The organism is Brachybacterium phenoliresistens (assembly GCF_000576425.1).
GTDB classification, from domain to species: Bacteria; Actinomycetota; Actinomycetes; order Actinomycetales; family Dermabacteraceae; genus Brachybacterium; species Brachybacterium phenoliresistens.
This window is the reverse complement of sequence record NZ_KK070004.1, coordinates 50,672-73,596: the sequence shown is the minus strand read 5'-3', so window position 1 is coordinate 73,596 and position 22,925 is coordinate 50,672. Positions and strand designations below refer to the sequence as shown.

Below are 22,925 nucleotides of genomic sequence, written 5' to 3'. Positions count from 1 at the left end.
GCGGCCGGCGCCGCGGCGCTCGCCGCCTTCGACCACGACCTCGACGACCCCGACCGCGCCGACCGGGAGCGCGCCGACCAGGACCGCGCCGGGAGCCCGGCTCCCGGGGAGGGCCGTCCCGAGGGGCACGGCCGGCGCGCGGCCGAGGCGTCGGACGACGTCGAGATCCTGCGTCCGGGCCCCGAGGACGCGGTGACCTTCCGCGCCCCGACCTCCCCGGGCGGAGAGCCCGTCCCCGACCGGGAGTCCGACCGGGCCGGTCAGCACGCCGCATCGGGCGCATCGCAGCAGGCCCCGGATCCGGCGGACCCGCGGGTCGCCCCCGATCCGACGGCTCCCCCGGCCGACGCCGCGGTGCCGGATGGCGCCGCCCCGGAGGGCGCGTCGCACCCGGAGCACCCCGCCTCGCCGTATGCGGACGGACAGATCGGCGCCGAGGTCGACTACGAGGAGTACTACGAGCGTCACCGCGAGGACGCCGATCCCCGGGAAGGCACCACGGGCGACGGCTCCGGTCGCGACCGCTGACCGGCCGGCGCCGCGGTCCCCGGCCCTCAGCCGGCGAGGGCGTCGATCGCGTCCTCGCGGGCCGTCCACGCCGGGGCCGCCTCCAGCAAGGCGGCGCTGCGCTGCAGCCGCTCGCGGGACTCGGCATCGGCCGGGACCAGGACGATCAGGCGGGACCCCAGCGCCGGGTCCAGCCACAGGCTCTGGAAGTGCACCGTGATCAGCCCGGCGCGCGGGGAGCGGTAGCGCCGCAGCCGCGGCTGGTCGTCGGCGACCTCGTGGCGGTCCCAGTAGCCGCGGAACTCCTCCGAGCCCTCGCGCAGGCGCTCCACCAGGGCCCGCCAGCGCGGCTCCTCGTGATGCTCGGCCTGCCGGGCGCGCAGCCGGGCGGCGATCTCCGGCAGCACGAGCTCCTCCTCGACCAGGCTGCCGCGCCACACCGGGTCGGTGAACATGAGCCAGGCGCAGTTGCGGTCGTCGGGCGGGTACGCGTCCAGGTCCGCGAACAGGAAGCGGTAGGCCCGGTTGGAGGCGACGATCTCGTAGGCCTCGGTCTGCACCGCGGCCGGCCACGGCAGCATCTGCTCCAGGAGGAACACGTGCTCGGGGCGCAGGGCCATGGGCGGGGCGGGCTTGGCCGGGGTGCGCTCGGCGAGCACCAGCATGTGGTGGCGCTCCGCCTCGCTCATCCGCAGCACCCGCGCCACGGCATCGAGCACCTGCTCCGAGACGCCCTTCGCCCGCCCCTGCTCGAGCCAGGTGTACCAGGTCACGCCCACGCCTGCGAGCTGGGCGACCTCCTCGCGGCGCAGCCCCGGGGTGCGACGACGGCCGGTCGCGACCAGCCCCGCATCGGCCGGGGAGACCTTCTCGCGGCGCGCCCTGAGGAAGGCGCCCAGCTCCTGGCGTCGATCGCGGAAGTTCTCCATGCCTCCAGTGTGGCCCCGCCTCGACGGCACAGCCAGGTGGCGTCAGTACCATGATGAGCGGGCTCCTGGTCACAGGATCACGGGGAGCCGAGGGTGGTCGCCATGACCACACGACCCCTCTCCGCCCCGCCGATCGCGGCGGGGCCCTCCTCCCCTCCCGCCCCGCTGACCGCCGCCGGGCTCGCCGTGCTGCTCATCGCGGTGATGCCGGTGAACTTCGTCTTCGGCAGCGTGAACGTGCTGGCCGATGCGATCGGCCACGACCTCGGCACCGGCCCCGCCGGCCAGCAGCTGGTCCTCGCCTCGTACACCACCGCCTTCGCCGCGGGCCTGGTCGTCTCCGGGCGGATCGGCGACCGGTGGGGACGGCGGCGGATGCTGCGGATCGGCGGCCTGGCCATGGCCGTGATCAGCATCGCCACCGCGTTCGCCCCCGGGCTCGCGAGCATGGTCGTGCTGCGGGTGCTGCTGGGCATCGGCGCAGGGCTGCTCACCCCGCAGGTGCTCGCGACCATCCAGACGACGGCGCGGGGCGCCGCCCGATCCCGGGGGCTGATGCTGTTCGCGGCGGTCAGCGGCGTGAGCACCGTGCTGGGGCAGATCGTCGCCGGCGTCGTCGCGACCTCCCTGCCCGAGCACCTGGGCTGGCGGGCCGTGCAGGTCCTGACCGGCCTGCTCGCCCTCGCCGGGGTGCTCGCCCTGCGGGCCGTCCCGGCCAGCCGCTCCCCGCACCCGCTGGACCTGGATGCGCCCGGCTCCGCGGTGCTCGGCGCCGCCCTGCTGATGCTGGTCGTGCCGCTGACCATCGGACCGTCCTCGGGCTGGCCCGCCTGGTCCCTCGCCGCCCTGGTGGGCGGCGGCCTGATGCTGGCGGCGTTCTGGACGCTGCAGCTGCGTTCCGAGCGGGCGGGCCGCATCCCCGTCGTGCCGCCGTCGGTGCTGCGCGTCGTCGTGGTGCGGCGCGGTCTGGTGATGGCTCTGCTGTTCTTCACCACCTACGGCGCGATGCTGTACGAGCTGGCGGCGCTGGCCCAGTCCCGCTACGCCATGGGGCCGATGGGCCCGGCCCTGCTCGTGCTCGGCTTCGGGATCGCGTTCATCGCGACCTCGGCCCTGCTGCCGCGCCTGGTGCCCGGCGCCGGGGAGCGGACGATGCTGCGTGCCGCCGTCGTCCAGTCGCTGATCCTGCTGGCGATCGCCGGGCTCTCCGCGACCGGGCACGACGACCTCGCCACCCTGCAATGGGCGCTGATCCCGATGGGCGTCGTCCAGGCGTGCATGTTCGGACCGGTACTGACCACGGTCCTCTCCCGCGCGCCCCAGGAGGCGGCCGGCACCGTCGGCGGGCTGTTCGCGACGGTCCAGCAGCTGGGGCTCAGCCTCGGCGTCGCCCTGCTGGGCGGACTGTTCTGGTCGCTGGCCGGGCATGATGTCGCCGGCGGGGCGGCGGGCGCGGCGGCCGGGCGCACCGCCGCGGACGCGGCCGCGGCGATGGATCACGCGCTGGGCGTCGTGTTCGCCGTGCATGCCCTGTGCGCCCTGGTCTTCGCGGCCCTGGCCCGCTCGCTCATGTCCCTCCCGCCCGCCGTGGCCGCACCGGTCGTCGACGCCGCACCGCCCGCCGAGGCCGCGCCGGTCGTCGACGCCGCGCCGACCGCGCCGGCATCGGCCAGGCCAGCCGGCTGACCCCGGGCGCGCGATGCGCCATCGCCCGGAGTGAATCCGTCGCTACCTCGCCGGGAAGCGACGGATTCACTCCGGGGGATCTCGGAGCGACGGATTCACTCCGATCGTTTCCGCGAGCACGCCGTCGTGGAACCCTGTGCTCGCAGGGCACGGCAGCAGGGACGGTCAGTCGGCGGGGACGTCGTCGAGGAAGTAGAACGCGGGGATGCGGGCGGCGTAGTCGTTGCCGTCCAGCTCCCGCCAGGTGACGATCTCGGTCGAGCCCTCGCGGCCCTGCGCGTGCTGCGTCGCCAGGAACATCAAGCCGATGACGCTGGCCAGGCCCTGGGTGGCGGGCTGCTCGCGCAGGACGTCGGCGATGGAGGCCTGCCCGGCGCGGCCGCGCACGGTGTTGACCGCGGAGCTCAGGCCCACCAGGTCGATGTCGTTGCTGCGCACGAGATCGGCGAGCACCTCGACGCTCAGGGTGGTGGCGTCGTGGACCTCCGCCTCGACGGGAGCGCCGGGGTCGGTGGGGTCCTTGAGCTGATGCTGTGCGACCGAGGCGATCCGGGCGCGGGCCACATGCATCTCCAGCGGGAACGGATCGCGCGGGGGGACCTCGTCCTTCTGGGCGAGGGCGATCCCCTGCGCCTCCTGCAGCAGGTCCAGCAGCACCCGGTGCTGGCGGAAGTCCTGGCTGCGCACGAACCGGGCCAGGGAACGGTACAGCTCGGTCTTGACGTCCAGCACCTCCTGCGCCGGCTCGTAGAGGTCGCTGAAGACGTTGGCGAGGCGTTCGCGCTCGTCCCGGGTGAGCGCGGAGGCGAAGTCCCGCTCCAGCAGGCGGTCCACGACCTCCTGGGCCTGGCGGGTCTGCGCCGGATCGTTGAGCATGCGGAAGAAGGCGGTGAAGGTGCGGCCCACCGTGGACTGGCCCAGCAGGTCGTCGCCGGCCAGCAGCTGCTCGAGGATCTCGCCGCGCGAGCCCTCCGGGGACAGGATCTGCTCGCGCAGGTGCAGGTCCACGCCGCGCAGGTCCTCGCGGTACTGGAGGAAGTCGCCGGACAGCTCCGCGGCGATCTGCAGGATGTCCCGCAGACGGTCCACGGAGGACTCGGGGCTGGGCAGCATCAGCTCGCCCTGGGCGAGCTCCGCGATCTCGTGCTCGATCTGGGCGCGGCGGCGCTGCAGGTCCGCCAGGCGCGCGTCGCGGTCGGTCTCCGTCTCCTGGGCGAGGCGGTCGAACTGCTGGATGACCAGCTGCAGGCGGGACTGGGTGGTGGTGGGCCGATGCTCCTGCAGGGACGCGATGAACTGGACCGCGTCGATGGTCGCGGGAGAGGGCTCGAAGGTGGTCTCCACCCGCTGCGGGTCATCGCGCCGGGTGAGATAGCCCTCGCGCACCCAGGCGTCCACGTACTCTGCGGCGGAGCGGCCGGTGCGCCCGCGCTCGGGGTCCTGCTCCTCGTCGTGCAGCAGGCCGACGTGCGTCTCCACCCGGGCGACGAGCTCGCTGCGGGGAAGGCGCCGGTTCCCGGCGGGGAAGACGGACTGGAGGATGGACAGCACCGCAGGCGCCTTGGTCGCCGACAGCAGGCGCCAGGTGCTCAGCCGGCGCAGCTGCTCGTACTCCTCCTTGCGCGCGGCGACCGCGTCGGCGCGACGATCTCGCGCGGGGGTCTGCTCGGGCGTGCTCACAAGCGGCGAGCCTACCAATTCGCACGGTGCCCTCCCGCACCGCGAGCGCTTTCCCCACCGATCCCCCGGCCCGGTAGGTTGGTGCCGGACCGTGACGACCAGGAGGACGAGGATGACCACCGCTGCCCCGACGACCCCCGCGCACGATCGCTGGTGGGAGGCCCTGCCCGCGGGCCGCGGTCGCCTGCGCGGCCGTGCCCACCTGACCTCGGACGCCCCCGTCCTCTCCCTCGACGGCACCTGGGACTTCCGCCACGGCATGCGGGCCGACGGCTCGGACCTGGGCACCGTCTCCCCCATCACCGTGCCGGGGCTGTGGCAGCTGCAGGGCCACGGCGCGCCCCAGTACACGAACATCGTCTACCCGATCCCGCGGGACGTGCCGCACGTGCCCGACGAGAACCCCACCGGGCACTACTCGCGCCTGATCGAGACGCCCGAGGAGTGGTCGGCGACGGTCGCCGACGGCGGCCGCGTGCTGCTGCGCCTCCAGGGCGTGGACTCGGCCGCGAAGATCTGGATCGACGGCGCCGTGGTCGGGGTGACCGCAGGCAGCCGCCTCACCCAGGAGTTCGACGTCACCGACCTGGTGACCGCCGAGGGCCCGCACCTGCTCGAGGTGCGGGTGGTGCAGTGGTCGGCCAACACCTACCTCGAGGACCAGGACATGTGGTGGGCCAGCGGCATCTTCCGCAGCGTGGACCTGCTGCTGCGCCCCGCCGGCGGCATCCACGACCTGGTCACCCACGCCGACTTCGACCCGGCCTCCGGCACGGGCAGCCTCGCGGTGCGGGCCTGCGGCATCAGCGGCGAGGGCCTCCCGGTGCGCGTGGAGATCCCGGAGCTCGAGATCGCGGCCGATCTCCCCGCCGAGGGCGGGGTGCTCGAGGTCGGCGCCGTCGAGCCGTGGAGCGCGGAGACCCCGGCGCTGTACGACGTGCGCGTGGCATCGGCCGCGGAGACGGTCCGCCTGCGCGCCGGGTTCCGCCGGGTGGAGGTCGACGGCGACATCTTCCGCGTCAACGGGGAGCGGATCGTCTTCCGCGGCGTGAACCGCCACGAGGCCGACCCCGTCGTGGGCCGCACCCAGCACCCGGACAACCAGGACCTCGACGTCGCCCTCATGAAGCGGCACAACATCAACGCGGTGCGCACCTCCCACTACCCGCCGCATCAGCGCTTCCTGGACGTGTGCGACGAGGCCGGCCTGTATGTCATCTGCGAGGGCGACTTCGAGGCCCACGGGTTCCATCTGGACATCACCGGGGAGGACGCCACCGGTGCGGCAGAGCGTCCTGCCGCCTCCGAGCTGTTCCGCCAGAGCCTGATCGAGCGCACCGACCGGTTCGTGCGGCGCGACCTGAACCATCCCTCGATCGTCCTGTGGTCGATCGGCAACGAGGCCTCCACCGGCCCGGTGACCGACGCCATGATCGAGCGGGTGCGGGCCGTGGACCCGACCCGGCCGGTCATCTACGAGCAGGACTACCTCGCCGAGCACGTCGACGTCTTCTCGCTGATGTACCCGACCCATGCGGAGAGCGAGGAGATCGGCCGCAAGGACCTGTCCGACGCCACCCGGGCGAAGCTGCGCGCCATGCTCGAGCACCTGGGCGTCACCCCGGACGAGGAGCTCCTCGCGGACCCGCCGGCGCTGACCAAGCCGTTCCTGTGGATCGAGTACGCGCACGCCATGGGCAACGGCGCCGGCTCGCTGAAGGAGTACATGGACCTGGTCCACCGCTACCCCTCGCTGCACGGCGGGTTCATCTGGGAGTGGATCGACCACGGCCTGAGCACCCGGGACGCCGAGGGGAACGAGATCTTCGGCTACGGCGGCGACTTCGGCGAGCGCCTGCACGACGCCAACTTCGTGGCCGACGGGCTGGTGCTGCCGGACCGCACGCCGTCGCCGGCGCTGCAGGACGCCGCGCACCACTACTCCCCCGTCGGCCTGGAGGTCTCGCACGGCGCGGCGCGCGTGACCAACCGCTACGCCTTCCGCGACCTCGCGCATCTGCGCGCGGAGGTGTCGGTCGACGACCAGCGCAGCTGGACCCCGCTGACGCTGCCGGAGCTGGCCCCCGGCGGCAGCGCCGAGATCCCGCTGCCCGCTCTCGCCGACGGCGCGGTGACGGTGCGGCTGCTCACCCGCGAGGCCGAGGGCCCCGTCCCTGCCGGACACGTGGTCGTCGCCGCCTCGCACGTGGATGCCGGGCGTCTGGCCGAGCAGTTCGCCCTGCCCGCACCGGGCGCCGCCCCGACGCCGGAGGGGCGCGGCTGGAGGATCGGCCCGGCGGAGCTCGACGACCTGGGCCGCCTGGTGCGGCTGGGGACGCTGGACATCGCCGACGCGGGCGTGGACCTGTGGCGTGCACCGGTGGACAACGAGCGGGCCTTCACCCACGTGGCCCTCGAGACGCGCTGGCGGCGGATCGGCCTGGACGCGGCCCGTTCGCGCCTGGTCTCGATCGCCGCCCGCGACGGGGTGCTCGAGGTGACGCGGCGCCTGGGCCTGGACGGCACCGCGCTGGGGGCCGATGTGCGCGAGCGGTACTCCAGCGACGGCACCGCCCTGGTCCTCGAGGTCGAGGTGACCCCCAGCGCCTCCTGGCCGGAGGATCTGCCGCTCCCGCGGGTCGGCTGGACCCTCTCGGCCCCCGGGGACCTCGACATGGTCGGGTACCTGGGGTTCGGCCCGCACGAGTCCTACCCGGACACCGGGGGCGGCACGACCTTCGGGGCGTGGGCTGCGACGGTGGACGATCTCCAGGTCCCCTACGTGCTGCCGCAGGAGAACGGGAACCGCGCCGGGGTCGTCTCCGCGCACGTGCGCGGCGAGGCGCCCGGCCGCGGGCTGCACCTGAGGATGCCCGAGGGCCTGGGGCTGGCGGTGCGTCCCTGGTCCAGCGCCGAGCTGGACCGCCGCGCCCACGACGGCGCCCTGCGCCCCGACGGCCGCACCTGGGTGACGGTCTCGGCGGCGCTGCACGGGGTGGGCTCGGCCGCCTGCGGGCCCGTGCCGCTGCCGCAGTACGTGCTCGGCGCCCGCCCGGTGTCCTTCCGCCTGGCGCTCAGCGCTCCGGAGGGCTGACACGGCGCGGGAGCATGCGGCGGCGACTACGGTGTGATCGTTCAGGGGACCCGGCCCGATGCCCGGCCCCGGAGGAGCACCCATGGACCCGCACCGCCGCAATCCGCTCGCACCGACCCCGCCGTCCGCCCCCGGCGCCGACGCCGGCCCGGGGACGGTCCCGGCCCCTGCCGGGCAGGCGGCCGGGACGCGGCGCTGGCTCCGGGCCACGATCGGGCTGGGCGTCCTGCTCGTGCTCGCCTCGGGATGGCAGCTGATCGGCTCGCTCGTGATCGGCCCGATGCTGTACGCCTCGGCCGGCGGGATGCGCTCCATCCAGGTCCTGTCCGTCGTCTCCTCGTTCCTCGGCTCCTTCCCGCTCGCCGTCGCCGGAGCCGCCGCCGCGGTCTCGGCCCTCGGGCTGCACGCGCGGGCCCCGCGCGGGGCGATGGGCGCCGTCGTGGCGATCGTCCTCGCCGTGCTCGCGGCGGATCTCCTGCCGACCCTGCTGACCGGGATCATCCATCTGCTCCCCGCCGGGGGCGGGGACCGGCCCGCCTCCCTGCTGCCCACGATCCTGCGGTTCCTCGCCCTGGGGATCCCTGTCCTGGTCGCCGCCGCGGGCGTCGCCGTGGCGGCGGTCCTCGCCCTCCGGGCGGTCCGCGCCCCGCAGCGGCAGTCCGAGGGCTCGGGCGCGCCACGAGGACAGGACCCCGCCGCCTCCCGGCGCAGCGCGCGGACGGCGGCGATCGCCGTGACCGCGCTCGCGATCCTCATGGTCCTCACGACCGTGTGGGTGCTCGTGGTCCGCCTGCCCGCCGCCTGGGACCTGCTCGTCGGGGAGCCCTCGGGCCTCCTCATCGCCCGCATCCAGCTCGCCTCCCTGGTGGCCGGCGCGCCGAGCGCCCTGGCGCACGGAGCCCTGCTGATCGCGCTGGGCTCGCTCATCGGCCGCGTCGGCGAGGACGGCCGCCGGCCGGCGTGGATCGCGGTGCTCGTGGCCGCCGGGGCGGGCGTGGTCGCCGTCGCGATGACCCAGCTGATCGCCCTGGCCGGGGCCGCCGCGCAGGTCGCCGGGTACGCCGTCGCGAACCTGCTGGCGAACTCGTCCTCCGTGCTCCTGTGGCTGCTCGCCGCGACCGCGGTCGTCGTCCTGTCCTGGTCGGCGGCGCGCCGGTCGTGAGCGCTGCGCGGCCCCAGTCGCGCCCGCCCCTCCCCGAACGGGAGGTGACGTGCGGCGACGGGTATCGTGGTCGGTGATCAGGCGCGGACCATCGGGCCTGGACCGACCCGTGACGCGAGAGAAGTGAGCGCCCCGCCATGACCCAGGGCAACCCCCCGTCCCCGTACCCCGGCGCCCCGCAGGGCCAGGACCCGCAGAACCCGGCACCGCCGCAGAGCTGGCAGGGTGCGCCGTCGCAGGACCAGGGCGGGTGGCAGGGCCAGGACGGCTGGCAGCAGCCGGCCGCCTCCCCGCAGCCCGCCCCGCAGGCCTCGCCGTACGCCGCCCCGGCGAGCTCCCCCTACGGCGCTCCCGCGAGCGCCCCCTCCGGGTCCCCGGCGGGTGCGAGCTCCTGGCAGGAGGTGCCCCAGCAGGCGCAGCCCGCGGGCTCGGCATCCTTCGGCTCGCCGGCGGGCGCGCCCGTCGGCTCCTCCCCCGCCGGTGCCGGCTACCCCGGCGCGGTCGGCGCGACCCCGGGTCCCGACGGCGTCGCCTGGAAGCGGATCCGCACCCTGGGCATCGCGATGATCGCCCTCTCGGTGCTCGCCGTCCTCGCCCGGCTGATCCTCGACCTGGCCTACATCTTCGGCGCCGGCGCCGCCCAGGACGCGCAGATGGGCATCCAGTCCGGCGGCGCGATCGGGCTGGGCCTGGCGAACCTCGTCATCGGCGGCGGCGGGGTGGTGCTGGCCTTCGCCCTGTTCGTCATCGCCGTCATCGTGGCCGTCACGGCCCGGGAGAAGGCCCGTCTGGGCGGGATCCTCGTCGCCGTCGCGGTGCCGGTCTCCGCGATCGCCTACTGGGTCCTCAGCTTCGTCGTCGGGTTCATCGCCGGCGCGATGGGCCTCGGCCCCGCCGGGCTGCTGACCGAGGGGACGGTGCGCGCGACCTTCGGTGCCGATATCGCGCGGATCCTCCTGATCGGCGTCGTCTACCTCGTCGGCTCGTACTTCGTCGTCAGCACCGCGAAGAAGAAGCTCGGCGCCTGAGGTCCGGCTGCCGTCCGTGGCCGCCTTCTCCCGGCCCCGGCAGCCCTCGCAGGCAGAGGCGGCCCCCGCTCCGGCGGGGGCCGCTCCGCATCCCCGGCAGCGCGCAGGTCGCGGGGCTCCCGAGCGGACGGCGCGCGGCCCCGGACGGCGCCCGGATCAGATGCGGGACGCGATCAGCAGCAGCGCGTCGCCCGTGCCGACCAGGGCCCGGCCCCCGGGCAGCGGATGCAGGCTCCCGGGCCGTTCCCGCAGCACGAGCTCGGCGGTGACCGTCCCGTCGACGTCGACCACCCGCAGCCGCTGCGCATCCCGGGGGTCCAGGGCGTCGCTGCGGGCCGCGGGATCCAGCACGATGCTCGTGCCGTGCGCGGAGCTGCCGGTGACCTCGGCGTCGGGGCCGCTCGCCGGCAGGGCCCACAGCTGCCGGCCGTTCGCCGTGTCGTAGGCGACGGTCTGCGCGCCGGAGTTCACGACCACCATCGCGGTCCCGTCGATGCCCAGCCGCGCCCGGAAGTCGCCTGCGGCGGTGATCCCGGGCCCGCCGGGGGCGGACCAGGCGGCCCGCTCCCGGCTCGCGACGATCTCCCCGGGGACGTCCGTGCCCTGCTCGGTGCCGGTGGCGATCACGCGCCCGGCGTCGGCGCGGACCTCCCACTGCCCGGCCGGGGAGGGGGCCGATGCCCATAGCGGCGCCCCGCCTGCGAAGGCGCGCACGCTCAGCGCGCCGTCCTCGCCCGAGCACACCAGCAGCACCAGGTCCTCCGTCCCCGGCCTGCTCCCCGGCGGCGCGGGCTCGGGGCCGGTCACGTGCGCGCGGCAGCGCTCCTGGGCCCGGGCGAGCACCTGACCGACGGGGAAGCCCGTGGCAGGGTCCATCTGCAGGATCCCCTGGCGCGGGTCGGTGCGCACGGGGACCGTGGGCAGCACCGCGGCCGGGGCGTCGTCGCCGGCGAGGGCGCGGGTGGCCTCGCAGCCTCCCTCCGTCGCATCCACCAGCGTCCAGAGGGCCGCAGCGGCCTCCTCCCCGGCGGCCAGATCGTGCCCGCGGGTCGCGCAGCCGGTCCGCGTCGGCTCCTGCACGACGAGCAGGTCCCCGGCCAGGGCGATCGGGGTGCCGACGACCTCGGCGAGCAGGGGCGGCGCGGCGCCGGGAGCCGTCGCATCCAGCACGCGGGTGGAGCCGGCGCCGACCAGCAGCACCCGGGTGCCGTCGGCGGCGAGCAGGACGCGGTCGCCGTCCGCCTCGGGGAGGGTGCGCCGGCTCCCGTCGGCGGGGTCCAGGAGCTCGTCGGGACCGGTGGCGCGGTGGATGAGGACCGGGGCGTCCGGGTCCCGGCCCGCGATGATCCCGTCGCCCTCGGCGAGCGGGGCGAGACGGGCGATCGCGGCATCGGCCAGGGAGTCGGGGCGGTGCGCGATCGCTGCGGGGACGGTCAGGGCCAGCGCGAGGGCGAGGCCCAGGGCCGCGGCGGGGCCCCGCCCGCTCCCCCGCCTCCCCGGCCGCCGCCGGGCGAGGATCGCGAGCACCGTGAGGCCCGCGCCGAGACCCAGCAGCATGCCGGCGGCCAGGCGCAGCGCGCCGATCAGCAGATGCGCCCCGAGCATCCAGCACACCCCGCCCAGGGCGAGGGACGCGACCGCGAACCCCAGGAGGGTCGCGGCGTCGTGGGCCGGGCCGTCGTGCGTCCCCGCGGCCGGGTCAGCGGGGCGCGCCGTAGTAGGCACCCGTGCGCTCCTCGCGCAGAGCCTCGAAGTCCCCGCGGCCGATGCTCTCGCGGATCTCGTCGACCAGCCGCACCACGAAGCGCTCGTTGTGGAGGGTGCACAGCGTCGAGGACAGCATCTCCTTGGCGCGGAAGAGATGGTGGATGTACGCGGCGGTGTAGTGCGTGCAGGTGTAGCAGTCGCAGGTCTCGTCGATGGGCGCGAACTGGCGCCGGTACCGGGACCCGGTGAGGTTCACCCGCCCGGTGCGGGTGTAGACGGCGCTGTTGCGGGCCACCCGCGAGGGCGAGACGCAGTCGAAGGTGTCCGCCCCGGCGGCGACCGCCGTGAACAGGTCGTCGACCTCGCTGATGCCCAGCAGGTGGCGCGGCTTCTCCTCGGGCAGCTCATCGGTCACCCAGCCGACGATCGTGCCGAGGTTCTCCTTCTCCAGCGCCCCGCCGATGCCGAAGCCGTCGAAGGACCAGCCCTCCACATCCATCCCGCCGAGATCGCGGGAGGCCTTCCGGCGCAGGTCCTCGTACTGCGCCCCCTGGATGACGCCCCACAGCATCTGGTAGGGCCGATGGGTGCGATCGGCCGAGAGGCGGGCATGCTCGGCCAGGCAGCGCAGCGCCCACAGGCGGGTCCGCTCCAGGGCGGACTCCTGGTAGCCGCGCGAGTTCATCAGCGTCGTGAGCTCGTCGAAGGCGAACATGATGTCCGCGCCCAGGCCGTGCTGGATCTGCATCGAGATCTCGGGGGTGAAGCGATGCACGTCGCCGTTGATGAAGGAGCGGAAGGTGACGCCGTCGTCGTCGACGTGGGCCAGGCGCTCCTTGCCGGCGGCGACGTCATCGTCCTCGCCGGAGGCGGTGCGGGCCTTCTGGCCTCCGGAGAACTCGCTCGAGAGCACCTTCTTGAAGCCGGCGCCGAGGCTCATCACCTGGAAGCCGCCGGAGTCCGTGTAGGTCGGTCCGGGCCAGTTCATGAAGGCGCCCAGGCCCCCGGCCTCGTCGACGAGGTCGTGGCCCGGCTGGAGGTAGAGGTGGTAGGCGTTGGCCAGCAGCGCCTGCGCCCCGAGGTCGGTCATCGACTCCGGCAGCACCGCCTTGACGGTCGCCTTCGTGCCCACGGGGATGAAGGCGGGCGTGGCGATCGGCCCGTGGGGCGTGGTGATGACCCCGGCGCGGGCCTTCTCGCCGTGCCGTGCGGTGACCTCGAAGCCGGACTCGGCCCGGCCCGGGTGCGCCCCGGCCGAGGGGACGCCGGCGGCGAGGTCGGCCCCGGCGGGACGCACCCCGGACGAGGCATCGGAGCCGGTGGCGCGGCGGCCGGGGTCCGTGCCCCGGGAGGCGGCGGAGGCGGTGTCGCGAGGGTCGGAGGCGGAGGGCGCGGAGGTCACGGCCCTATGGTCCCACGGCCCGCACCGCCCGTCCCCGCCCGAGGCGTGGCGACCGGGTCGCTGTCGTGGCCGGGTCCCGCCGGCCGGCCCGTCGGCGGCCGATGGTCCGCGGGGCGCGCTGTGACGTGTCTGCGAACCCCGGGACCCCGCGCCCCGGCGCGCACTAGAATCTCCGTGCTCGCGCGACCCGGCGCCCGAGCGCCCGGCGACGACAAGGAGAAGGACATCGACCACGATGGACCCGCTCCCCCCGCCTCCGCCGGCCCGTCGAGGGGGCGCCGACGCGGGACGCCGCTGTCCGAGCAGGAGGAGCTCGCCCGGCTGAGAGCTGCCGGCGACGCGGCGCCGACGAGCCCGGGCTCGACCCCCTCGGATCCGAGCACTCCGCAGCAGCCCGTCCCTGCCGGTGCGGCTCCCGGACGCCGTGCCCACGGCCGCCGCCGCGCCGCCGCGCCCGGAGCCGAGCCCGAGACCGGCCCCGGGGTCCCGGTCGCCTCGGCGGCCGCTGCCGAGCCTGCCCCTGCCCCCGCACCCGCGGCCGCGACCGTGCCCGCTCCTGCATCCCCGGCACCGCCGCCGGAGAAGCCGGCGCCCGCCCCGGAGAGGTCGGAGCCCGCGCCGGAGGCGCCGGCGCCCGCTCCCGCCGCACCGGATGCGCAGCGGCGCGCGCTGTCCCCGCTCTCGCCGTTCCGTCCGGAGCTGCAGGGCCTGCGAGCCGTGGCGATCCTCATGGTCGTCTGCTACCACATCTGGTTCGGCCGCGTCTCCGGCGGCGTCGACATCTTCCTGCTGATCAGCGCGTTCCTGCTGACCGGATCCTTCGCCCGCAAGCTGGAGACCGGCCGGCCGCTGCAGGTGCCGTCGTACTGGATCCATGCGTTCAAGCGCCTGCTGCCGCCCTCGGCGCTGGTGATCCTCGCGACCCTCGCCGGGATCTTCTTCCTGCTCCCCCAGACTCGGTGGAGCGGCCTCCTCACCGAGGCCCTCGCGGCGGGCACCTCCTGGGAGAACTGGCTGCTCGCCCTCCAGTCCGTGGACTACTACGCCGCGGACCACTCCACCGCCTCCCCGTTCCAGCACTTCTGGTCCCTGTCCATCCAGGGACAGGTCTTCCTGCTGTGGCCGCTGCTGTTCGCCCTCGCCGCCCTCGCCGCGAAGATCCTCCGCGCCCGCCCCCGCACCGTCATGCTCGTCCTGTTCGCCGCGATCACCATCGCGTCCTTCGCCTGGTCCGTGCACCTGACCGCCACGGACCAGACCTTCGCCTACTTCGACACCCGCACCCGCCTGTGGGAGTTCAGCCTCGGCTCCGTCATCGCCCTCGTCCTGCCCTCCATCGAACAGCGCCTCCGCTACCGGCAGGCCGACGGAGCCCAGGGCTTCGCCGCCCTCCGCGCCGCAGCCGGATGGATCGGCCTGGCCCTGATCCTCTCGGCCGGATGGGTCATCGACGTCGAAGGCGCCTTCCCCGGCTACGTCGCCCTCTGGCCCCTGCTCGCCGCCGCGCTCGTCATCATCGCCGGACCCACCGGCACCCGCTGGGGAGCCGACCGCCTCCTGTCCTCCCGGCCCCTCCAATGGCTCGGCGACATCTCCTACGCCCTCTACCTCGTCCACTGGCCCCTGCTCGTGTTCACCCTCGTCGCCACCGGCACCGGCCACGCCGGCCCCCTGCTCGGCACCGGCCTCGTCACCGCCAGCATCCTCCTCGCCTGGCTCGTGACCATCGCCGTGGACCGCCCCATCCGCACCAGCCGCCGACTCCGCGAACGCTGGTGGCGCGGCGCCCTCGTCGTCCTCACCAGCCTGACGCTGATCATCGGCCCGAGCGTGGGCTGGGCCCGGGTCCTGGACCAGCAGCAGGAGCGGTTCGCGGCACAGGCCGCCCCGGCCGACAATCCCGGGGCCCGCGTCCTGGCGGAGGGATATGTCGCCGCCGGCGACCCGGACGCCCCGGTGGTGCCGGCGCTCGGCGCCCGCACCTCGGACTGGGCATCGGACGAGATGACCGGCTGGTGCGACGAGGAGCCCGGCATGGACATCGGCGGCCTCGCGCACCTGGACTGCGCCCACCTGGTCGCCCCCGAGGAGCCGACCCGGCGGGTCGTCGCCGTCGGCAACAGCCACACCGACCAGTGGATGGCCGCGCTCATCCCGATCGCCCAGCGGCAGGACTGGGACCTCGTGATCGTCCGCCGCCCGGCGTGCTTCTTCACCTCCGCCCAGGACAACCCCGCGGCCGACTGCGACGCCTGGCTGGGCCAGGCCGAGGCCTTCATCGCCCGGCACGACCCGGACGCCGTGCTCATCCAGTCCACCTTCACCACCCGCGACGGCACGCAGGAGGTCATCCGGGAGGGCACCGAGGCGCAGGTGTCCCGCTGGACCGAGGGCGGAGCGACGGTGCTGGGGATCCGCGACAACCCCCGGTTCGCGACCTCCCACGAGGAGTGCGAGCTCAGCACGAAGGCCGAGAGCTGCTCCTTCGAGCACGTCGCCGCGACGACGCCCGACCCGACGGCCGGCTGGGAGGAGAGCCACCCCGGCTACGCCGCGATCGACATGAACGACGTGATCTGCCCGGAGGGCCGCTGCCCCTCGATCATCGGGAACGTCTACGTGTATCTCGACGACAACCACATCACCGCGACCTACGCGCGCTCCGCGGCACCGCAGCTGGAGGACCGCCTCCTGCAGGCCTTCGACCGCTCCGCCGCGCGCCGGGCCGATACCGCGCCCGGTGAGGCCTCATGACACAGGAGCGCCCCGGGGCCGATGCCGGGACGGCCGGTCCGGGCGGCACGCCTTCCGCGGCTCCCCGCGGCCGCCGCCGCGGCACCCCCCGGCCGGAGCAGGAGGAGCTGCGCAGCGCCGCACGCCCCACCGCGCGCGCCGCCGCCCACCGGCACGCCCGCGGGCGCCGCCGAGCCGACGTTCCGGCAGCACCTGCGGCACCGGCATCGGAGGCACCCGCAGCACCAGCGGAATCCGCACCGGAGGCACCGGAGGCACCGGAGGCACCGGAGGCACCGGAGGCACCGGAGGCACCGGAGGCACCGACGATCGTCGTCGACACGGCGCCGACCCCCGATGCGCCGGCCGATGCCGTGCCCGAGACTCCCGCCCCGCCGTCGACACCTGCCCCCGATCCCTGGCTGCAGGACGGGAAGGACGACGATCCGCCCCCACCCGAGGACGAGACCCCGGCCCCGCCCCGGGAGGATCTCGCGGCAGCCGATCCGACCCCGCCCCGGGAGGACCTCGCGGACGATCCGGCCCCGGCCCCCTCGGCGGCGGCGACGCCCGGGCGGCGGCGGGCCGACGCCGAGCAGACCTCCCCGGCGGCGCCGATCGCCGTGGACGCCCCAGCCGTCTCGCCGTTCCGTCCGGAGCTGCAGGGCCTGCGAGCCGTGGCGATCCTCATGGTCGTCTGCTACCACATCTGGTTCGGCCGCGTCTCCGGCGGGGTGGACATCTTCCTGCTGATCAGCGCGTTCCTGCTGACCGGATCCTTCGCCCGCAAGCTCGAGACCGGCCGGCCGCTGCAGGTGCCGTCGTACTGGATCCACGTGTTCACGCGGCTGCTGCCGCCGGCGGCGCTGGTGATCCTCGGCAGCCTCGCCGCGACCTCCGCCCTGCTGCCCCGCACGCGGTGGCGCGAGCTCATTGACGAGGCCATGGCCTCCGGGGTGTACGGGGAGAACTGGCTGCTGGCGGCCCGCTCGGTGGACTACTACGCGGCCGATCACGCCACCGCCTCGCCGTTCCAGCACTTCTGGTCCCTGTCGATCCAGGGCCAGGTGTTCCTGCTGTGGCCGCTGCTGTTCCTCCTGGCCGCCCTCGTGTGCCGGCGCACGAGGCTGCGGCCGCGGCCGGTGCTGCTGGTCCTGTTCGGCGCGGTCACGGTCGCCTCCTTCGCCTGGTCCGTCCACCTCACGGCCACCGACCAGACCTTCGCGTACTTCGATACCCGCACCCGCCTGTGGGAGTTCGGCCTCGGCTCCGTCATCGCGCTCGTGCTGCCGTCGATCGAGCAGCGGCTGCGCTTCCGCCTCCCGCAGGATCCGGCGGCGAACGGTCATGCGCGGGGGCGGGCCGCGGCCGGCTGGGTCGGCCTGGCCCTGATCCTCTCGGCCGGATGGGTGATCGACGTCGAAGGCGCCTTCCCCGGCTACGTCGCCCTCTGGCCGCTGCTGGCCGCCGCACTCGTCATCACCGCCGGACCCACCCGCACCCGCTGGGGAGCCGACCGCCTCCTCTCCTCCCGACCGTTGCAATGGCTCGGCGACATCTCCTACGCCCTCTACCTCGTCCACTGGCCCCTGCTCGTGCTCACCCTCGTCGCCACGGGCACCGGCCACGCCGGCCCCCTGCTCGGCACCGGCCTCGTCAGCGCCAGCATCCTCCTCGCCTGGCTCGTGACCATCGCCCTGGACCGCCCCATCCGCACCAGCCGCCGGCTCCGCGAACGCTGGTGGCGCGGCGCCCTCGTCGCGGTGCTGGCCCTCGCGCTGATCCTCGCCACCGCCCTGACCTGGCGGGCGAACCTGGACCAGCAGGGGCAGCAGCTCGAGCAGGCCGCCGCCGCGGCGGAATGGATCGACAACCCCGGCGCCCGGGTGCTGGAGGACGGCTACACGCCCAGCCCCGAGATCGATCCCGCCGCCCCCGCGCTCCCGCTGCCGCAGGACCTCCCCGGGGACATGTTCCGGCCCGACGTCCCCTGCCGCGAGGACATCATCGTCCCCGGCGGAGGCGACATCGCCGCCTTCTGCTCCGAGATCCACGACCCGGGCACCGCGGACGCCCCGCTCGTGATCGTCTCCGGGAACTCCCACGCCATGCAGGCCCTGCCCATGATCCAGGCCGCGGCGCAGGACCTGGGATGGCGGGTCATCACCGTCGCCCGGCCCCAGTGCGCCTTCGGGGAGACCACCGGCATCTCCTGGTGCGCCCAGTACAACGAGCAGGTCGTGGACTTCGTGCGGGACAACCACGCCGATGCCTTCATCACCGTCGGCACCCGATCGGCGGTCCCCGGGCGCGGCAGCGAGCAGGTCGTGGACGGCTTCGCCGCGCTGGCCCCGCAGCTGCTGGACGCCGGCGTGCCGATCCTCTCCCTGCGCGACAACCCCCGCTTCGCCGTGGACATGGCCGAATGCGTCGCCGAGGGCACCGACTGCGACACGCCCGTGCATCCGTCCCTGGCCCCGTTCGACCCGATGATCCCGCTCGCCCTGCGGCTGAACCAGGAATCCTCCGGGGCGCGGATCACGACCATCGACCTCACCTCCCGCATCTGCCCCGGCGGGACCTGCACGCCCGAGGTCGGCAACGTCCACGTGTTCGTGGACTCCAACCATCTCTCCACGACGTACTCGGCCTCCCTCGGCGGTGCGTTCCACGATGCGGTCGACGCGTCGGGCTTCGCGCCCGCCTCCGCGTAGAGGGCCCCTCCGCTCTGTACCCTGGGCCAGGTGTTCGACCAGCCCGCGCCCGGTCCCCGTCGATGACCGGATACCCCAAGCACCTCCGCGACCCCGCGGCCTCCCCCGCCCCTGGGGCGCCCGCCGCTGCTGAGGGCGCAGGGGTCGCCTCGACCTTCCGTCCGGAGCTGCAGGGCCTGCGGGCCGTGGCGATCCTCATGGTCGTCTGCTACCACATCTGGTTCGGCCGCGTCTCCGGCGGCGTGGACATCTTCCTGCTGATCAGCGCGTTCCTGCTGACCGGGTCCTTCGCCCGCAAGCTGGAGACCGGCTCGGCGCTGCAGATCCCCTCCTACTGGATCCACGCGTTCAAGCGCCTGCTGCCGCCCTCGGCGATCGTGATCCTCGGCAGCCTCGCCGGGGTGTTCCTGCTGCTGCCGGAGGAACGGTGGCGGGAGCTGATCGCCGAGGCGGTCGCCTCCGGCACGTACTGGGAGAACTGGCTGCTGGCCTTCCGCTCGGTGGACTACTACGCGGCCGATCACTCCACCGCCTCCCCGTTCCAGCACTTCTGGTCCCTGTCGATCCAGGGACAGGTCTTCCTGCTGTGGCCGCTGCTGTTCGCCCTGGCAGCCCTCGCCGCGAAGATCCTGCGCGCCCGCCCCCGCACCGTCATGCTCGTCCTGTTCGCCGCGATCACCGCCGCGTCCTTCGCCTGGTCGGTGCACCTGACCGCCACGGACCAGACCTTCGCCTACTTCGACACCCGCACCCGCCTGTGGGAGTTCAGCCTCGGCTCCGTCATCGCCCTCGTCCTGCCCTCCATCGAACGGCGCCTCCGCTACCGGCAGGCCGACGGAGCCCAGGGCGTCGCCGCCCTCCGCGCCGGCGCCGGATGGATCGGACTGGCCCTGATCCTCTCGGCCGGATGGGTGATCGACGTCGAAGGAGCCTTCCCCGGATACGTCGCCCTCTGGCCGCTGCTGGCCGCCGCGCTCGTCATCATCGCCGGACCCACCGGCACCCGCTGGGGAGCCGACCGCCTCCTGTCCTCCCGGCCCCTGCAATGGCTCGGCGACATCTCCTACGCCCTCTACCTCGTCCACTGGCCCCTGCTGGTGTTCGGCCTGGTCCTGCGGGACTCCACGCATGCGAGCCCGAAGCTCGGCACCGCTCTGGTGGCGGCCAGCATCGTCCTGGCCTGGCTGCTGACCGTGCTGGTGGACGCCCCCATCCGCACCAGCCGCAGCCTGCGCGCCTCGTGGTGGCGCGGCGGGCTGGTCATCGTCACCAGCCTCGCCCTGATCCTCGGGACCACCACCGCCTGGACCCGCGCCCTGGACCGCCAGGAGCAGGAGCTCCTCGCCGAGGCGGCCACCAACAACCCCGGCGCCGGGGCCCTGGCCCCGCAGTACGAGTACCAGGGCGATGCCTCCCCCGAGCTGCTGCCCCCGCCGGACAAGCGCACCTCCGACTGGTTCGCCCTGAGCGGGACCTGCGCCGACCACGGCGTCCCGGACGACCTCGCCCAGTACTGCGGCTTCGAGGGCGACGGCTCCGGCCCGCTGCTGGTGGTCGCCGGGAACTCCCGCGACGAGCAGTTCGCCCCGGCCCTGTTCGAGACCGCGAAGGCCCGGGGCTGGGACGTGATGCTGGTGGTCAGCGGCGGCTGCGCCTTCTCCACCGGCGAGCCCGTCCCACCGGACTGCAACGCCCACAACCAGGCGCTGATGTCCTGGATGCTCGAGCTGAAGCCCGACGCCTTCGCCTCCGCCTCCACCTTCCTGCCCGCGGCCGGGCCCGATGCGGAGCAGCCGATGACCGGGATCGCCGACCTCCAGCAGCCGATGCTGGACGTCGGCATCGACGTGATCGGCTACCGCGACATGCCGCGCCTGCCCCGGGACCCCTTCGAGTGCCACGAGACCGACGGCGAGGACTGCCGCATCGACGTGGCCGAGCAGTACCTCCCCGAGAACCCGCAGCCGCAGGTGACCGTCGGCGAGGGGACGGGCCGCTACTACAGCGTCGACGCCGTCGAGGAGATGTGCCCGGGCCGCGTCTGCGTGCCCATCATCGGCAACGTGTTCGTGTGGATGGACGGCAGCCACATCTCCGCCGCCTACGCCCGCACCCTCGCCCCCGCCGTGGACGGGCAGCTCTCCGCGCAGGGCTGGAGCTGGGGCTGAGCCCGGCGCGGACGGCCCACAGCCCCGCCTCCGTACACTGGTCCCACCGCACCGTCGATTCGCCAGGGAGCGCCGCCGCCGTGATCCTCGACCTGTTCATCCCCTATTGGGGAGAGCCCGAGTACCTCCGAGCGACCGTCCTCAGCGTCCTCGCCCAGGACGACCCGAACTGGCGCCTGACCGTGGTGGACGACGCCTACCCCGATCTCTCGGCCGGGCAGTGGGTGCAGTCGCTGGACGACGAGCGGATCACCTACCTGCGCAAGGACTCCAACGAGGGCATCACCGCCAACTACCGCACCTGCGTGTCCCTGGCGACCGAGCCGGTGATGGTGATGATCGGCAGCGACGACGAGCTGCTGCCGAACTATGTGCGCACCATCCGCGAGGTCCACGAGCGCTTCCCCGGCGCCGCCATCATCCAGCCCGGGGTGGAGGTCATCGACGAGCACGGCCGGATCGTCGACCCCCTGGTCGACAAGGTCAAGCAGCGCATCGTGCGACCCCACGGCGGCGGCTGCCAGCTGCTGTCCGGGGAGTCCCTCGCCGCGAACCTGCTCACCGGGGACTGGCTGTACTGGCCGGCGCTCGCCTTCCGCACCGACCGGATCCGCTCGGTCGACTTCCGTGACGGCTTCCCGATCATCCAGGACCTCGCCCTGATCCTGGACATGGTCTACCGCGGCGACCAGATGCTCGTGGCCCCGCAGGTCTGCTTCCGCTACCGCCGCCATTCGGGCTCCGCCTCGAGCGTGAAACTTCTGGACGGCACCCGCTTCGCCGGCGAGCGCGACTACTTCGCCCTGGCCGCCGCCCAGGCCCGCGAGCTCGGCTGGAGCCGCGCCGAGCGCGCCGCGAAGGCCCGTCTGACCTCCCGCGCCCATGCCGCGACCCTGATGCCGGGCGCCGCGATGCGCCGCGAATGGGGCTCGGTGCGCGCCCTCGCCCGCCACGCCCTGGGCCGATGAGCCCGCACCCGTCCTCGACCTCCCGGAGGCATTCCTCATGAGCACCCGCACCGTCGTCGTCACCGGAGGGGCCGGGTTCATCGGCTGCGCGATCGCGCCCGGGCTGCTGGAGTCCTTCGACCGCGTCATCGCGGTGGACAGCCTCCACCCGCAGATCCATCCCGCCCAGCAGCGCCCGGCGGACCTCCCCGAGCAGGTCGAGCTGGTGCACGGCGACATCTGCGAGCCGGCGACCTGGGACAAGGTCCTGGTCCGGGTCGGGCAGGACGGGCCCGAGGTCGTCGTCCACCTCGCCGCGGAGACCGGCACCGGCCAGTCCCTCACCGAGTCCAGCCGGCACGCCCAGGCGAACGTGCTGGGCACCACCCGGATGCTCGACGCCCTCGCCGCCCATCCGACGCGGCCTGGGCGGATCGTCCTGACCTCCTCCCGCGCCGTCTACGGCGAGGGCGCCTGGCGGCGCACCGACGAGGAGGGCGAGGCCGCGATCTTCTACCCCGCCCAGCGCACCGCCGCCACGCTGGCCGATGCCCAGTGGGACGTCCCCGGCGCGCAGCCCGTGGCGATGGATGCCCGCCGCGTGCAGCCGAACCCGGTCAGCGTGTACGCGGCCACGAAGCTCGCCCAGGAGCATCTGCTGCGGGTGTGGGCGGCGAGCTTCGGCGTCGAGGCGGCGATCCTGCGCCTGCAGAACGTGTACGGCCCCGGCCAGGCGATGGCCAACCCCTACACCGGCATCATGACGCTGTTCTGCCGCTACGCCCGCGAGGGCCGCTCGATCCCGCTGTACGAGGACGGCGAGGTGCGGCGCGACTTCGTGCTCATCGACGACGTGGCCTCCGCCGTGGTCGCCGCGGCCACGGCCGAGCACGTCAGCACCGACCCCCTGGACATCGGCTCCGGCCAGGTGCAGACCATCGGCACCGCCGCCCGCACCATCGCCGCGGCCTACGGGGCGCCCGCCCCGCACGTCACCGGGAAGTTCCGCGAGGGCGATGTCCGCCACGCCTGGGCCGACATCGAGGCCGCGCGCGCGACGCTCGGCTGGGAGCCGCACTACGACCTCGAGGCCGGGGTCGCCCGTCTCGTCGCCTGGATCGAGGCCCAGCCCTCCGTCCCGCCGCTGCCGGCCTGAGCCGCGCTCGGC

Annotated in this window: 13 protein-coding genes and 1 pseudogene; 10 read left to right on the top strand and 4 right to left on the bottom strand. The window is 74.5% G+C overall.

Annotated elements, in window-relative coordinates:
- A pseudogene (locus BF93_RS19885) lies at positions 1 to 528 on the top strand (hypothetical protein); the annotation flags it as partial.
- Between the two features lie 26 nt (positions 529 to 554).
- Here BF93_RS19885 and BF93_RS16235 read toward each other — a convergent pair.
- Positions 555 to 1,436: a helix-turn-helix transcriptional regulator gene (locus BF93_RS16235; protein WP_038374063.1), complete on the bottom strand. Its 882-nt coding sequence runs from the start codon at positions 1,434 to 1,436 to the stop codon at positions 555 to 557.
- 102 nt (positions 1,437 to 1,538) lie between these two features.
- Between BF93_RS16235 and BF93_RS16230 the strand changes: the two genes are divergently transcribed.
- The gene (locus BF93_RS16230) at positions 1,539 to 3,122 is read left to right on the top strand and encodes an MFS transporter (RefSeq protein WP_084148642.1); all 1,584 of its coding nucleotides are present in this window, start codon (positions 1,539 to 1,541) and stop codon (positions 3,120 to 3,122) included.
- 165 nt (positions 3,123 to 3,287) lie between these two features.
- Here BF93_RS16230 and BF93_RS16225 read toward each other — a convergent pair whose 3' ends face one another.
- Positions 3,288 to 4,802, bottom strand: a complete 1,515-nt coding sequence (locus BF93_RS16225; protein WP_038374061.1) for a DUF3375 domain-containing protein — start codon at positions 4,800 to 4,802, stop codon at positions 3,288 to 3,290.
- Between the two features lie 112 nt (positions 4,803 to 4,914).
- Between BF93_RS16225 and BF93_RS16220 the strand changes: the two genes are divergently transcribed.
- The 3 genes from BF93_RS16220 (at position 4,915) to BF93_RS19140 (ending at position 10,086) form a co-directional block, all read left to right on the top strand.
- Positions 4,915 to 7,896 (top strand): glycoside hydrolase family 2 TIM barrel-domain containing protein, encoded by a 2,982-nt coding sequence (locus BF93_RS16220; protein WP_038374060.1) that lies wholly within the window; start codon positions 4,915 to 4,917, stop codon positions 7,894 to 7,896.
- Between the two features lie 82 nt (positions 7,897 to 7,978).
- Positions 7,979 to 9,058 (top strand): hypothetical protein, encoded by a 1,080-nt coding sequence (locus BF93_RS16215; protein ID WP_038374058.1) that lies wholly within the window; start codon positions 7,979 to 7,981, stop codon positions 9,056 to 9,058.
- Between the two features lie 137 nt (positions 9,059 to 9,195).
- Positions 9,196 to 10,086, top strand: a complete 891-nt coding sequence (locus tag BF93_RS19140; RefSeq protein ID WP_051487103.1) for a hypothetical protein — start codon at positions 9,196 to 9,198, stop codon at positions 10,084 to 10,086.
- 156 nt (positions 10,087 to 10,242) lie between these two features.
- Here BF93_RS19140 and BF93_RS16205 read toward each other — a convergent pair whose 3' ends face one another.
- Positions 10,243 to 11,811 (bottom strand): PQQ-binding-like beta-propeller repeat protein, encoded by a 1,569-nt coding sequence (locus BF93_RS16205; RefSeq protein WP_038374057.1) that lies wholly within the window; start codon positions 11,809 to 11,811, stop codon positions 10,243 to 10,245.
- Positions 11,786 to 13,090, bottom strand: coding sequence for a tRNA guanosine(34) transglycosylase Tgt (gene tgt / locus BF93_RS16200; protein ID WP_038374096.1), 1,305 nt, complete (start codon positions 13,088 to 13,090; stop codon positions 11,786 to 11,788). The genes BF93_RS16205 and tgt overlap by 26 nt, the downstream gene beginning before the upstream one ends.
- A gap of 279 nt (positions 13,091 to 13,369) precedes the next feature.
- Here tgt and BF93_RS16195 point away from each other — a divergent pair, with 279 nt between their 5' ends.
- From BF93_RS16195 to BF93_RS16175, 5 genes are all read left to right on the top strand, one after another.
- The gene (locus BF93_RS16195; RefSeq protein ID WP_051487102.1) at positions 13,370 to 15,949 is read left to right on the top strand and encodes an acyltransferase family protein; all 2,580 of its coding nucleotides are present in this window, start codon (positions 13,370 to 13,372) and stop codon (positions 15,947 to 15,949) included.
- Between the two features lie 353 nt (positions 15,950 to 16,302).
- Complete coding sequence (locus BF93_RS16190) at positions 16,303 to 18,642, top strand: acyltransferase family protein (RefSeq protein ID WP_051487101.1); 2,340 nt, start codon at positions 16,303 to 16,305, stop codon at positions 18,640 to 18,642.
- Positions 18,643 to 18,704: 62 nt separating this feature from the next.
- Entirely contained in the window at positions 18,705 to 20,810 is a 2,106-nt protein-coding gene (locus tag BF93_RS19425) for an acyltransferase family protein (RefSeq protein ID WP_051487100.1), read from the top strand.
- An 80-nt stretch (positions 20,811 to 20,890) separates the two neighbouring features.
- Complete coding sequence (locus BF93_RS16180; RefSeq protein WP_038374056.1) at positions 20,891 to 21,778, top strand: glycosyltransferase family 2 protein; 888 nt, start codon at positions 20,891 to 20,893, stop codon at positions 21,776 to 21,778.
- A gap of 37 nt (positions 21,779 to 21,815) precedes the next feature.
- Complete coding sequence (locus BF93_RS16175; protein ID WP_038374054.1) at positions 21,816 to 22,913, top strand: NAD-dependent epimerase/dehydratase family protein; 1,098 nt, start codon at positions 21,816 to 21,818, stop codon at positions 22,911 to 22,913.
- The last annotated feature ends 12 nt before the right edge of the window (positions 22,914 to 22,925 follow it).

What these genes read in the sequence shown, in the direction of transcription:
- BF93_RS16235 (WP_038374063.1), bottom strand. Translation starts at nt 1,436, where the DNA reads ATGGAGAACTTCCGCGATCGACGCCAGGAGCTGGGCGCCTTCCTCAGG.
- BF93_RS16230 (WP_084148642.1), top strand. Translation starts at nt 1,539, where the DNA reads ATGACCACACGACCCCTCTCCGCCCCGCCGATCGCGGCGGGGCCCTCC.
- BF93_RS16220 (WP_038374060.1), top strand. Translation starts at nt 4,915, where the DNA reads ATGACCACCGCTGCCCCGACGACCCCCGCGCACGATCGCTGGTGGGAG.
- BF93_RS16215 (WP_038374058.1), top strand. Translation starts at nt 7,979, where the DNA reads ATGGACCCGCACCGCCGCAATCCGCTCGCACCGACCCCGCCGTCCGCC.
- BF93_RS19140 (WP_051487103.1), top strand. Translation starts at nt 9,196, where the DNA reads ATGACCCAGGGCAACCCCCCGTCCCCGTACCCCGGCGCCCCGCAGGGC.
- BF93_RS19425 (WP_051487100.1), top strand. Translation starts at nt 18,705, where the DNA reads ATGACCGGATACCCCAAGCACCTCCGCGACCCCGCGGCCTCCCCCGCC.
- BF93_RS16175 (WP_038374054.1), top strand. Translation starts at nt 21,816, where the DNA reads ATGAGCACCCGCACCGTCGTCGTCACCGGAGGGGCCGGGTTCATCGGC.